This window comes from Pseudomonas sp. LBUM1641 (assembly GCF_059716235.1).
Map to the genome: position 1 here is coordinate 3696006 of NZ_CP166815.1, position 12853 is coordinate 3708858.

The 12853-nt window shown below is 59.5% G+C and carries 10 protein-coding genes; 4 read left to right on the forward strand and 6 right to left on the reverse strand.

Translation table 11 applies throughout. From position 1 onward, the window contains the following. Window positions 1-76 precede the first annotated feature (76 nt). Window positions 77-1579 (forward strand): ATPase domain-containing protein, encoded by a 1503-nt coding sequence (locus ACA046_RS16765; RefSeq protein ID WP_459028925.1) that lies wholly within the window; start codon window positions 77-79, stop codon window positions 1577-1579. Then, window positions 1576-3246 carry a response regulator gene (locus ACA046_RS16770; protein WP_497674436.1) on the forward strand — a complete coding sequence of 557 codons (1671 nt, stop codon included), beginning with the start codon at window positions 1576-1578 and terminating at the stop codon, window positions 3244-3246. The genes ACA046_RS16765 and ACA046_RS16770 overlap by 4 nt, the downstream gene beginning before the upstream one ends. 30 nt (window positions 3247-3276) lie before the next feature. Here the strand turns inward: ACA046_RS16770 and ACA046_RS16775 are convergent, their stop codons facing one another. The 5 genes from ACA046_RS16775 to ACA046_RS16795 all read right to left on the reverse strand — a co-directional run bounded on the left by ACA046_RS16775 (window position 3277) and on the right by ACA046_RS16795 (window position 9829). Further along, the gene (locus ACA046_RS16775) at window positions 3277-3654 is read right to left on the reverse strand and encodes a response regulator (RefSeq protein ID WP_010171103.1); all 378 of its coding nucleotides are present in this window, start codon (window positions 3652-3654) and stop codon (window positions 3277-3279) included. 78 nt (window positions 3655-3732) lie between these two features. Then, window positions 3733-4926 carry a hybrid sensor histidine kinase/response regulator gene (locus ACA046_RS16780; RefSeq protein WP_459028921.1) on the reverse strand — a complete coding sequence of 398 codons (1194 nt, stop codon included), beginning with the start codon at window positions 4924-4926 and terminating at the stop codon, window positions 3733-3735. Beyond that, complete coding sequence (locus ACA046_RS16785; RefSeq protein ID WP_459028919.1) at window positions 4920-5519, reverse strand: chemotaxis protein CheB; 600 nt, start codon at window positions 5517-5519, stop codon at window positions 4920-4922. The genes ACA046_RS16780 and ACA046_RS16785 overlap by 7 nt, the downstream gene beginning before the upstream one ends. Beyond that, window positions 5516-6331, reverse strand: coding sequence for a CheR family methyltransferase (locus ACA046_RS16790; RefSeq protein ID WP_063030076.1), 816 nt, complete (start codon window positions 6329-6331; stop codon window positions 5516-5518). Before ACA046_RS16790 ends, ACA046_RS16785 begins: the two co-directional genes overlap by 4 nt. Next, on the reverse strand, window positions 6332-9829 hold the full coding sequence (locus ACA046_RS16795; protein ID WP_497674437.1) for a response regulator: 3498 nt from the start codon (window positions 9827-9829) through the stop codon (window positions 6332-6334). Between the two features lie 256 nt (window positions 9830-10085). Between ACA046_RS16795 and ACA046_RS16800 the strand changes: the two genes are divergently transcribed. Both ACA046_RS16800 and ACA046_RS16805 read left to right on the forward strand, forming a co-directional pair. Continuing rightward, a complete protein-coding gene (locus tag ACA046_RS16800) occupies window positions 10086-10445 on the forward strand; it encodes a response regulator (protein ID WP_459028914.1) in 360 nt (119 codons plus the stop codon). A 233-nt stretch (window positions 10446-10678) separates the two neighbouring features. After that, on the forward strand, window positions 10679-12079 hold the full coding sequence (locus tag ACA046_RS16805; RefSeq protein ID WP_497674438.1) for a DUF1254 domain-containing protein: 1401 nt from the start codon (window positions 10679-10681) through the stop codon (window positions 12077-12079). 30 nt (window positions 12080-12109) lie between these two features. On the opposite strand, the gene ACA046_RS16810 is transcribed toward ACA046_RS16805, so the two are convergent. After that, window positions 12110-12781 (reverse strand): DUF3313 domain-containing protein, encoded by a 672-nt coding sequence (locus ACA046_RS16810; protein WP_459028910.1) that lies wholly within the window; start codon window positions 12779-12781, stop codon window positions 12110-12112. Window positions 12782-12853: the final 72 nt, after the last annotated feature.

The following is a 12853-nucleotide window of genomic DNA, read 5'->3' on the forward strand; positions in this document are numbered from 1 at the left end:
CGCCGCTACGGTCAAGTAAATATGGCGCGCCCCAGCCGGCGCTGCCGACTACTTATTTGTGACCCGAGGGCACTTCTTGTCTACATCCAAAGAGCTGTTCACAGCAAAGGCGGCCACCGGTATTGAAGGTCTGGACGACATTCTTGCCGGGGGGCTTTCCCGTAGCCATTTGTTCCTGCTGGAAGGTGAACCCGGCACCGGTAAAACCACCGTGGCCCTGCAATTCCTCCAGGCCGGCGCAAAAAGCGGCGAACGATCGCTGTACATCACCCTGTCGGAAACCGAGCGCGAGTTGCGCCAGGGTGCCAAGTCCCATGGCTGGGACCTGGATGAACACATCCACATCTTTGAACTGACCCCGCCGGAAAGCCTGCTCAATGCCGAACACCAGCAGAGCCTGCTGTACTCCTCGGACCTTGAGCTGGGTGAAGCCACCCGACAGATTTTTGAAGTGGTGGAGCGGATCAAACCGACCCGCGTCGTGATCGACAGCCTCTCGGAAATCCGCCTGCTGGCGCAAAGCTCCCTGCGCTACCGCCGGCAGATCCTGGCGATCAAGCACTACTTCGTGCGCTACGACGCCACCGTATTGCTGCTGGATGACCTGACTACCGAGTCCCTCGACAAAACCGTACACAGCGTGGCCCACGGCGTGATTCGCCTGGAAGAACTGACCCCCAACTACGGCGCCGAACGCCGCCGCGTGCGGGTTGTGAAGTACCGTGGTCAGAAGTACCGCGGTGGCTTCCACGACTTCACCATCATGGAAGGCGGCGTGCATGTGTTCCCGCGCCTGGTGGCAGCCGAGCACCGTGGCGGCTACAACCGCCAGACCTTGACCAGCGGCATCCGCGAGATGGATGCATTGCTGGGCGGCGGGATCGAGACCGGTTCCAGCACGTTGATCCTGGGCCCGGCCGGTACCGGCAAATCGCTGATCTCGATGATCTTCGCCGCGGCGGCCGTCGCCCGCGGCGAAAAAGCCGCGCTGTTCATTTTTGATGAAGAGCTGGGCCTGCTGTTCGAGCGCATGAAAAACATGGGTATCGACCTGCAGGCTCTGCAAGCCACCGGCAATCTGCTGATCGAACAAGTGGATGCCGCCGAGTTGTCTCCCGGCGAGTTTTCCCATCGGGTGCGCCGTTGCGTGGACGAGCGCGAAATCAAGACCGTGGTCATCGACAGCATCAACGGCTACCAGGCCGCGATGCCGGAAGAGAACGCGCTGATCCTGCACATGCACGAGCTGCTGCTTTACCTCAACCGCCGTGGCGCCGCGACCTTCATGACTGTCGCCCAGCACGGCCTGGTGGGTGACATGCAGGCACCGGTGGACATCACTTATCTGGCCGACACCGTGATCCTGCTGCGTTACTTCGAAGCCCTCGGCAAAGTTCGCCGGGCCATCTCGATCATCAAAAAACGCACCGGCAGCCATGAGTCGACGATTCGCGAATACCGCATCGGCAGCACGGGCATGACCATCGGCGAACCTCTGGATACGTTCCAAGGTGTGTTGCGCGGTGTGCCGACGTACATGGGTACCGATAACCCGCTGCTCAAGGATGAAAGTTCATGAGTGGCCTACCGGCCATCTCCGAACGGGCGATCATCCTGGCACCACTGGGGCGTGACAGCTCCCTGGCATTGATGATGCTCAATGAGGCCGGTTTCAACGGCATCATCGCCAACCATTTGCAGATGCTCTGCGAGGAGCTGGAGCACGGCGCCGGGCTGCTGATCGTTGCCGCTGAAGCCATGCGCGGTATTGATCTGGAGCCGCTGCTCACGCACCTGCATCAACAACCGGCGTGGTCAGACCTGCCGATTGTGCTGATGACGCACCATGGTGGCAGCGAACAGAACGGTTCCTCACACCTGAGCAAGTTACTGGGCAACGTGACGTTCCTCGAGCGGCCGTTCCATCCGGTCACTTTGATCAGCCTTGTGACCACGGCGCTGCGCGGGCGCCGCCGGCAGTACGAGGCCCGCGACCGGTTGATCGACCTGAGCCAGAGCGAGCAACGCCTGCAACGCACCCTGGAAACCCTTGAGCAACAGGTGGAGGAACGCACGGCTCAGCTGCGCAATAACGAAGAAGCGTTGCGCCAGTCGCAGAAAATGGAAGCCGTCGGCCAATTGACCGGCGGCATCGCCCATGACTTCAACAACATGCTGACGGGCATCATCGGCAGCTTGGAACTGTTGCGAAGGCGCGTCGCCCGGGGCCGCACTGAAGACCTCGACAGCCTGATCGACCTGGGTGTCACGTCGGCGAACCGCGCGGCCGCCCTGACCCACCGCCTGCTGGCCTTTTCCCGTCGCCAGTCATTGGATTCAAAACCGGTACAGATCAACCAATTGGTGAGTTCGATGGGTGAGCTGCTGAAACGCAGCCTGAATGAAAGCATCACCCTGGACATCCGGCTGACCGAGCAACTATGGACCGCCGAAGTCGACCCCAATCAACTGGAAAGCGCCCTGCTCAACCTGGCCATCAATGCTCGGGATGCAATGCCCAACGGCGGCAAACTGGTGGTGGAAACCACCAACCGCCACCTCGACAGCGTCTTTACCGCAGCCTACGGCACCCTCAACGCTGGCGACTACGTGGAACTGAGCGTCAGCGACACCGGCTGCGGCATGCCCGAGAGCGTGATCAGCCGCGCATTTGACCCGTTCTTTACCACCAAACCCATCGGCCAGGGCACCGGGCTGGGGCTGTCGATGATCTACGGGTTTGCGCGCCAGTCCCATGGGCATGTGTCGATCCACAGCGTTGTGGGCCAAGGCACCACCGTCAGCCTGTTCCTGCCGCGTTTTGTCGGCGAGGTGGTGGCTGATGAACAGGTCAACCCGGCAATGCTGCCGTTCGCGAATGCCGGTGAAACGGTACTGATTGTCGAGGATGACCCGGCCGTTCGGGTGCTGGTCAGCGCCGTGCTGAGTGAACTGGGGTATGCCTTTGTCGAAGCCGGTGATGCCGACGGCGCCATGCCGATCATCGAGTCCAGCCAGCGGATTGACCTGCTGATCAGCGACGTCGGCCTGCCCGGCATGAATGGCCGGCAACTGGCGGAAATCGGGCGACAGGTACGCCCGGACTTGAAGGTGCTGTTTATCACGGGCTATGCAGAGCATGCGGCGGTGAGGGGCGGTTTTCTGGACCCGGGCATGCAGATGATCACCAAGCCATTCACCTTTGATTTGTTGACGGCAAAGGTAAGGGAAATGATCAAGGCTTGAAGAGGGAGTGCGCTCCCTCTTCACAAGGCGTTAAGCCAACAAGCGCTGGATATGTTCCTGCAACGTATCCAGGTCAAACGGCTTGGCCAGGATCGGCGCATTGCGCGTGATCGGGCTGTTGCAGTCGAGAATCTCCTGCGGGTAACCGCTGATAAAGATCACCTTCAATTCCGGTCGCAGCTTGATCGCAGGCTCCGCGATCTGCACACCGGAAATGCCGCCCGGCAGGCGATAGTCAGTGACCATCAGGTCCAGGTGCGGCTTGGTGGCGAGGATTTCAAATGCCTGCTCGCCATCAATCGCCTTCAATACCCGGTAACCGAGGCCCGACAGGTACTCACCCAACACAAACATAATCGACTCGTCATCTTCGACGATCAGAACCACATCTTGCGCATCTTCACTCATGGGAAGCCTTTGTCCGGTCAATTGCTGCTGATACGACCATAGGGTCACGCAGAGGTTGCGTCGGATTCACGATTGATTTCACGCCTGCGGCCCCTGGGGCAGGCAGACGCGGAACAAGGCACCCTCGCCTATCCGGCTTTCGACTTCGATAGTACCGCCGTGGGCCGCGATAATCTGCTCGGAGATAAACAACCCCAGGCCCAGGCCCGCCACCGCGTGGTTGGCCGACACCCGCTCGAACTGCTGGAAGATCCGTTTCTGGTTGTCTTCGCTGATGCCGATCCCGTGGTCGCGCACTTCCACCCGTGCTTCGCCATGCTCGGCATACACTCGCACTTCCACCGGGCTCTTGGCGCCGTAGCGCAAGGCGTTGGTCAGCAGGTTGGACACCACCTGTTCGATACGGAACTCATCCCAGTTGCCCTCCACCGGCCCTTCCTGCACCCACTTCACCGAGGACTCGGCCGCCGCCACTTGCGGGGCGAAATTCTCCAGCAGGTTGTGCACCAGTTGCGTCAGGTCAAAGCGCCCAGGGCGGATCGACAGCTTGCCGGTGCGGATGCGCGACACGTCCAGCATGTCTTCGATCAAGCGAATCAGGCTCTGGATCTGCCGTTCATCGCGGTCGACCATGGCGTGCATCTTGTCCATGGTGAAGGCTGCGGCGTTGTCCCGGGCCAGGTGCATCTTGCGCAGCTGGGTTTCCAGGATCAGCCCGTTGAGGGGCGTACGCACCTCATGGGCAACGATCGACATGAAGTCATCGCGCATGCGCACGGCTTGTTCAAGTTCGGCCTGGGTGGCCTGCAAGCGCGTGAGCAAGGCTTCCTGCTCGCGGCGGCTTTGCTCCAGGGCTTCAACCTGCAGCTTCATCGCCTTGCTCTGGCGGTACAGGTCGACGAACACATTGACCTTGCTCTTGACCGCATGGATGTCCAGCGGCTTGTGCAGGAAGTCCACGGCGCCGCTTTCGTAGCCCTTGAACGCATAGTTGAGCTCACGCCCGGCGGCGCTGACAAACACGATCGGAATGTTCTTGGTCTTTTCGGTGCCGCGCATCAACTCGGCCAGCTCAAAGCCGTTCATGCCGGGCATCTGCACGTCGAGAATGGCCATGGCGAACTCGTGTTCCAGCAGCAGCGACAAGGCCTCGTCGGCGTTCAATGCCTTGTAGACCTGGCGGTCTTCGCGCTTGATCAGCGCTTCAAGGGCCAGCAGGTTTTCCGGCAGATCGTCGACGATCAGCAGTTTGGCCTGGACAGTACTTAACATGGGGAAGATTCCAGGGAAGCCAGCAAAGTGCCAATGCGGCTCAAGGGAAGAATATGGTCCGGTGTATGCAGCGCCAGGGCGGCCCGGGGCATAACGGCCACCCGCGCCTCATCGGGATCCTGAACTACCGTCGTACCACCGCACTGTTTGACATGGGCCAGGCCACGGGCGCCATCCTGGTTGGCGCCCGTCAGCAGGATCGCCATCAGACCAGAGCCGTACACATCGGCAGCCGACTCGAACAGGTAGTCAATGGCCGGCCGGGAATGGTGCACGCGGTCCTCCTGACTCAGTGAGAGGCTGCGGTCGTGCTCCACCGACAGGTGATAACCGGGCCCGGCAAAATACAGGGTGCCGGGCTGGATCACTTCTTTGTCGCGCGCTTCAACTACCTTCATCGATACGCGCCGGTCGAACACTTCCGCCAACTGGCTGCGGCGCTCGTCCGGCAGGTGCAGCACGGTGATGATCGGCAGGCCGAAGTTCGCCGGCAGTTCACTAAAAATGCTCAGCAACGCCTCGACGCCGCCTGCGGAAGCGCCGATCACAACAGCCTCGATCCCGGATACCGGGCTGGCAGCAGCTTCATTCATAATTTTCGGTAGATCCGTTCTTGCTTGACCAGGGGTTCGAACTGTTTGCTGTAGCCGGAAAAATCCAGGGTTTCCTTACTGCCCAACACCAGGAAGCCGCGATGACACAGCGACTCATGGAACAATCCAAACGCTCTATCCTGCAATTTTTTATTGAAATAAATCAATACGTTACGACATGAAATTAATTGAGTTTCTGAGAATACGCTATCCGTTGCCAGGCTGTGATCAGCGAACGTCACGTTCTCCCGCAGGGTCTTGTCGAAGATCGCATGATCGTAAGCCGCGGTGTAGTAATCGGCAAACGAACGCTGGCCCCCAGCCTGCTGGTAGTTATGGGTATAAGCGCGGATGTTCTCAAGTGAAAAAATCCCCTGCTTGGCTTTTTCCAGGGACCGGGGATTGATGTCGGTGGCGTAGATGATGGTGCGCTCCAGCAAGCCTTCCTCACGCAGCAGGATAGCCATGGAGTACACCTCTTCCCCGGTGCTGCAGCCGGCGATCCAGATCTTGATCGACGGGTAGGTCTTGAGCAGCGGCACCACTTCCTGGCGAATCGCCAGGAAGTGCGAGGGGTCACGAAACATCTCGCTGACCGGAATCGTCAGGAACTGCAGCAACTGCATGAACGCCGTCGGGTCATGCAGCACCCGTTCCTGCAACGCCGAAATGGTGGCGCAGTCAAACTGGCGCAGCGCATGGGCCACGCGGCGCTTGACCGAAGCCCCGGAGTAATCACGAAAGTCATAGCTGTACTTGAGGTAAATGGCCTCAATCAGCAAGCGCAGTTCGATGTCAGTGCTTCTTTCCAATTAAATCCGTTCCATCTTGGGTAGCCACACGCGAATCAATGAAAACAACCGGTCCAGGTCGATGGGCTTGGCCAGGTAATCGTTGGAGCCTGCCGCCAGGCAACGCTCCTGATCGTCCTTCATGGCCTTGGCCGTCACCGCGATGATCGGCAGCTTGCGCCAGCGCGGGTCCTGGCGGATCAAGGCAGTGGCCTCGTAACCGTCCATCTCCGGCATCATCACATCCATCAGCACCAGGTCGATGTCATCGACTTCATTGAGTTTCTCGATCGCCTCGCGGCCATTACGGCCGATCACGACAATCGCGCCCTTGTGCTCCAGGGCACTGGTCAGGGCGAAAATATTGCGTACATCGTCATCCACCAGCAGGATTTTGCGCCCTTCGAAGACCTTGTCGCGGCTGCGGGCGGTCCTGAGCATTGTCTGGCGTTCATGGGACAGCTGGGATTCGACTTTGTGCAGAAAGAGTGTGACCTCGTCCAGCAAACGCTCGGGGGAGCGTGCGCCCTTGATGATGATCGAGCGCGAATACTTGCGCAGTTCGGCCTCTTCGTCCCGGGTCAGGTTGCGCCCGGTGTAGACGATCACCGGCGGGAACGAGCAGATATCCTCGGTGGACATGCGCTTGAGCAGCTCGTTACCGAGCATGTCCGGCAGCTTGAGGTCGATGATCATGCAGTCATAGATGTGGGTGCGCAGCAGGTCCAAGGCCTCCTGGGCGAAGCCTACAGCGGTGATCTCGATGTCATCGTCGCCGATCAGGCGCGCGATGCTGTCACGCTGTAGGTCATCGTCTTCCACCAGCAGCACACGCTTGACCTTCTGTGTCAGCTTGGCTTCCAGGCGAGCAAACACATCCTTGAGCTCTTCGCGGGTGGTCGGCTTGACCGCGTACCCGACGGCGCCCATGTGCATGGCCGCTTCGACGCGGTCTTCCACGGAAATCACGTGCACCGGGATGTGGCGGGTACCGGCGTGTTCCTTGAGACGTTGCAGTACGGTCAGGCCGGAATGGTCCGGCAGGCGCATGTCCAGCAGGATCGCATCGGGAATGTATTGTTCTGCCAGGGCGTAACCTTCATCCGCGCCATGGGCCACCAGGCAGTGGTAACCCAGCTCATGAGCCAGGTCGAAGAGGATGCGCGCAAAGTTCGGCTCGTCCTCCACCACCAGGATGCAACGCGTGGCGAATGGAGCCTTGTCGCGGTCATCGATAAAGCGCGGGATCTGCGCTTCGTGGGCGATAGGCATCGGCGAGACCTTGATCGGCGCGGGTGCAGGCACCGGGACCACCGCGCGCGGCTGTTCCAGCGCGGGGGTGTCTTCGTCACGCTCTACATAGTGCTCGGGCACCACCAGGGTAAAGATGCTGCCCTGGCCAGGTTCACTGGTGACACTGATATAGCCGCCCAACAGGTTCGCCAGGTCCCGGGAGATCGACAGGCCCAGGCCGGTGCCGCCGTAACGGCGGTTGGTGGTGCCATCGGCCTGGCGGAAGGCTTCGAAGATGCTTTCCTGCTGGTCCGGAGCAATCCCTATCCCCGAGTCGCGCACGGTAAAGGCGACGCCCTCGCCCGGTGCCCGGGATACCGACAGGCTGACCTCGCCTTTCTCGGTGAACTTGACCGCGTTGGACAGCAGGTTCTTCAGAATCTGTTCCAGGCGCTGGCGGTCGGTGAACAGCAGGTGCGGCGTGCCTTCCTGCACCTCCACCTGGAACCCGAGCTTGCGGTCGGCTGCCAGCGGCTCGAACATGCCGCGCAAACCGTCCACCAGGCGTGCCACGCTGGTGTTCTCCGGGCGCATTTCCAGCTTGCCGGCCTCGACCTTGGAGATGTCGAGGATGTCATTGATCAGGTTGAGCAGGTCGTTGCCGGCCGAATAGATCGACTCGGCGAACTTGACCTGTTCGGCGCTGAGGTTTTCCTGCGGGTTTTCCGCCAGCAACTTGGCCAGGATCAACGAGCTGTTCAGCGGCGTGCGCAGCTCGTGGGACATGTTGGCGAGGAATTCGGATTTGTACTTGCTGGAGCGCTGCAACTCGTCGGCGCGCTCTTCCAGCTCGATCTGTACGCGGTTGAGCTGGACGTTTTTCTGGTCCATGGCATCGCGTTGCTCGGACAGGGTCTGGGTCTGTTCGGCCAGTTGTTCGTTGGTCTGCTCCAGCTCCGCCTGTTGGGTTTCCAGGTGGGCCTGGGATTCCTTGAGGATGCGGGACTGTTCCTCCAACTCTTCGTTGGCGGTCTTGAGCTCTTCCTGCTGCACTTGCAGCTCTTCATTAAGCTGCTGGGTTTCGGCCAGCACTTCCTGCAGGCGCTGGCGATAACGCGCGGCTTCGATGGAAGTGCCGATGTTGCCGGCAATCAACTCCAGCAGCTCGACATCACGGTCGTCCAGAGCACGCAAAAAGCCCAGTTCGATTACGCCGTTGACCCGGCCATCATCACTGGTCGGCACCACCATCACACTGCGGGTCGGGCCCTCGCCGAGGCCGGAACTGACCTTGAAGTAGTCCACCGGCACATCGTCCAGGCGAATCAGGCGATCCTGGCGCACCGACTGGCCGACGATGCCTTCATCGTTGTAAATCGACTGTTCCTGCTGCTCTTGCTCGCGAGAGAAGCCATAGGTGGCCACGCGCGTGAGGCCGCCGTGCTCTTCACGCACGTACAGCGCCGCCACTGCCGAGCCCATGTATTGGGCGAAGAACTGCAAAATGTTGCGGCCCAGCAGGTTCAACGTCAGTTGGCCCAGGACCTGCTCGGCCAGTTCGGTCTGGCCGTTGCGCAGCCAGGCTTGCTGCTCCAGGCGCTTTGCAATCTTCTGTTGTGACGCGAGGCTTTCACTGTAACTTGTTGAAAGCTCGATTAAATTCTTTCTTCCGACATACGCCAGGAAGCCACTCAGGCCGAGCACAAACACCAGATACACGCTGACGCTGATGATCGTGGTACGGGTGACGTCCTCATTGCGGGTGATGCGGAACTGTTGCTCCATCGCCACCGCCCGATCGTACTCCTTGCGAATCTCGTCCGTCAGGCTTTTGCCGCGCCCTGCTTTCACAGCGGTGCGAAAATCACCGCTCTGGCGCTGCATATCAATCATCGACTGGGCGTAGGTGTTCCACGCCATTTGCAACGATTCCAGGCGCTTGAGGCGATCCACCTGCTCCGGATTGTCCGCCACCAATGCCTGCAAGTTGCGCAAGTCGGAAATGATTCGCGGCTTGGCCACTTCGTACGGGTCGAGGAAGTGCTCGTCGCCAGTGATCAGGAAGCCGCGCATGCCGGTTTCCAGGTCCACGGTCAGCTTCGAGGTTTCGTTGAGATTGTTGATCACCCGGTCGGTGTGCTCCACCCACTGGATCACCGACAACAGATAGGTGATCAGGCAGACGAAAAACACCGCGCTGAGCACGCCCACGCCCAACGGCAGCGCTACGTTGCGGCCCAGCAATTTACGGAAGCTTTTCTCATCGACGGACGACGCGGGAGTCATGGGCATGCCTTGGCCAAATACGGAAAAACGAGGAGTTTGCCCCAAAGTCGCAGTTGAACGCTATTTTTCTGCTGGCCATGGTGGCATTGACTGCATAACGCCCCTGCACTTCTGTTCCTTGAACGGGACATTTCCAATCATTACCGGCACAATGCCGACCCTGTTTCGGGAACTTGCCGAGATTGACGCGACTCATTAGAGGATGGTCTTTCGACTGATCAAGACCTGCACCCTCCACTTCTCGGGAACCCTCACTATGTCCGCCTCTGCCTCCACCATCCTAGTAGTCGAAGACGACGCCATCGTGCGCATGCTGATCGTCGATGTCCTCGAAGAGCTGGAGTTCCAGGTACTTGAAGCGGCAGACGCTGAAAGCGCGCTGGACATCATCAAAGACGCCGGAAAAACCATCGACCTGATGATGACCGACCACGGCCTGCCGGGCATGAGTGGCGTGGAACTGGCCGCCAAGGCCCGTGAACTGAGACCCGCCCTGCCGATTCTGTTTGCCAGTGGTTATGCCGAGAATATCGATGTGCCGGTTGGCACCCAGGTAATTGCCAAACCGTTCTCGATTGATCAGTTGCGCGATAAAGTCAAATCAATGCTGCCTTGACTGCCCCTGATGCCGCCTTCCACAGGCGGCACTTTGATCTCGTTGATGTCGACTGATCAATAGATCTTTGCGTTGAACCTCACGTGCCAAAAGACTTCCTGAGCAACTGAGTGCAAACTCTGCCTGACACGCAAAAGTTCAGCTTGTTGCGACTGTACGCGCCCACCGATGCCTGCTTTGATAACAGCTGAAAACTCGACGACATCCGACTGATTCAGTAAGGACGCAACAACATGATTCGAATACCGACGCGCCTGCTGTTGGCGAGCCTCTCGATTCTCATGAGTACCGGTGCCTGGGCCGATTTCACCGCCACGCCGAGTGAAGCACGGGCCATCGCCAAAGAAGCCTACCTTTATGGCTTCCCGGTGGTGGAGATGTACAAAACTCTCTACACCCAGGCCGTCGACAAAACCGGGCCGAACTTCAAGGCACCGTTCAACCATATCGGCAACACTGCGCAAGCGATAACCCCTAAAGATACCGCCATCCCCACCCCCAACCCGGACACGCCCAACTCCTTTGTCTGGCTCGATCTGCGGGCCGAGCCAGTGGTATTGACCCTGCCCAGGATCGAAGACAACCGCTACTACGCCGTGCAGTTGATCGACCTCTATACGCAGAACTTCGGCTACCTGGGCACACGCAGCACCGGCAACAACGGTGGCCACTACATGGTCGTCGGCCCGGGCTGGAAAGGCCAGCAGCCAACCGATATCGACCGCGTCGTGTACAGCGAAAGCAACATCGCCTATGCCCTGTACCGCACGCAATTGTTCGATGAAAAGGACCTGGGTAAGGTAAGACAGATCCAGAGCGGCTATAAGGTCCAGACCCTGAGCAGCTACGTAAACCAGCCTAAACCCATCAAGCCGCCGAAAATTGCCTGGCCCAAGCCTACGCCGAACATGAGCGACAGCGTGCATCTGTTCCGCTATCTGAACTTCATGCTGGCCTACGCAGCACCACAAGACAGTGAGAAAGACGTGCTCGCGCGTTTTGCCAGGATCGGCGTCGAGGCGGGCAAACCGTTCGACCTCAAGGCCCTGACGGTTGAGCAACGCAAAGCGCTGGATGACGGCATCGCCGACGGCAAGGCCGAGTATGCCGCCTTCAAAAAAGACAAGATCGATACCCATCAAGTATCCAGTGCTGACCTGTTCGGCAACCGCGACCACCTCCAAAACAACTACCTGTACCGCTACGCCGGCGCCAACCTGCACCTGTTTGGCAACTCCGGCGATGAAACGGCCTACCTGCGCTACTCCGTGGACAGCGAAGGGAAACCCGCCAACGGCGCACGCCACAGCTACACCCTGCACTTTGCCAAGGACCAGTTGCCGCCCGCCGACGCATTCTGGTCACTGACCATGTACAACGCCAAGACCAACCTGCTGACCCCCAACCTGAAGAAGCGCTACCTGCTCACGTCGGGGATGTTGCCCAACTTCAAGCTCGACGCCGATGGCGGCCTGACGCTGTTGGTCGCGCACCACGAGCCACCGAAGGCGGAACAAAGCAACTGGCTGCCAGCACCACCCGGCCCGTTCTATGCCCTATTGCGCATTTACCTGCCCAAGCCTGAAGTGGGTAACGGGCAATGGAAGCAGCCACCGCTCACACCGATCAAATAGCACCCGCTCAAGTCACGCAGCGTTTGGGGTTTAGCCCTTTTTAAGCTTCAAAAACGATTGATGCAGGTCCGACGCCCAGCCGTCGATGACGCTTTTCACGTCATCGGCTTTCATCACCTGGGAGTCGTTTGACAATGGCTTGCCGGTGCCTTTGCGCACGACTTGGGCGATCACCTTGCCACTGGCACCGTCGAGAAATTGGGCTTCGGTGCCCAAGGTGGTTTCCTGGTCACGAATCCCGGTGCCGGTGCTGACTGCTGCGGCGACCAGGGCGACAGGTATGTACTCATACGGCTTGAGGCTTTCGGTCTTGCTGCTGACCGCCGTGATAGCCGCCCGCACCACGATCACACCCGGGCCTGGCCCATTCGCCAGTGGCAGGGATTTTTCCAGTTCGCGCTTGAGCGCCTGGCTGTAGTAGGTGCTGATGCCCTGCAAGGTGCTTTCAGGGATCTTGGTGCTGGCTTGCGGCTTGGGGTAGAACTGGGTGGGCTCGATGTACACCGCGTTATAACGGCTCAGGCTCAGGTTGGGGTCGACCCAGCGCATCACTTCCGCGCCCGATGGCGACTTGGCTTCCTTAAGGTTGCTGTAGTCGGAGAGAAACCCGGAGTATTCGTCCGGCTGCGTCACCTTGCTGGAACACCCCATCACCCCGATCGTGGCAATGCACACGGTGCTGATCATTATTCCCAGTTTCATCGTGATACTCCTTGGCTGACATTGAGGATGCGCTGAGCATTAGGTATAGCTGATGCTGGAGCTGCGGCAATG

Coding starts and splice junctions, on each gene's coding strand:
- ACA046_RS16770 (WP_497674436.1), top strand. CDS start 1,576: ATGAGTGGCCTACCGGCCATCTCCGAACGGGCGATCATCCTGGCACCA.
- ACA046_RS16775 (WP_010171103.1), bottom strand. CDS start 3,654: ATGAGTGAAGATGCGCAAGATGTGGTTCTGATCGTCGAAGATGACGAG.
- ACA046_RS16780 (WP_459028921.1), bottom strand. CDS start 4,926: ATGTTAAGTACTGTCCAGGCCAAACTGCTGATCGTCGACGATCTGCCG.
- ACA046_RS16785 (WP_459028919.1), bottom strand. CDS start 5,519: ATGAATGAAGCTGCTGCCAGCCCGGTATCCGGGATCGAGGCTGTTGTG.
- ACA046_RS16795 (WP_497674437.1), bottom strand. CDS start 9,829: ATGACTCCCGCGTCGTCCGTCGATGAGAAAAGCTTCCGTAAATTGCTG.
- ACA046_RS16800 (WP_459028914.1), top strand. CDS start 10,086: ATGTCCGCCTCTGCCTCCACCATCCTAGTAGTCGAAGACGACGCCATC.
- ACA046_RS16805 (WP_497674438.1), top strand. CDS start 10,679: ATGATTCGAATACCGACGCGCCTGCTGTTGGCGAGCCTCTCGATTCTC.
- ACA046_RS16810 (WP_459028910.1), bottom strand. CDS start 12,781: ATGAAACTGGGAATAATGATCAGCACCGTGTGCATTGCCACGATCGGG.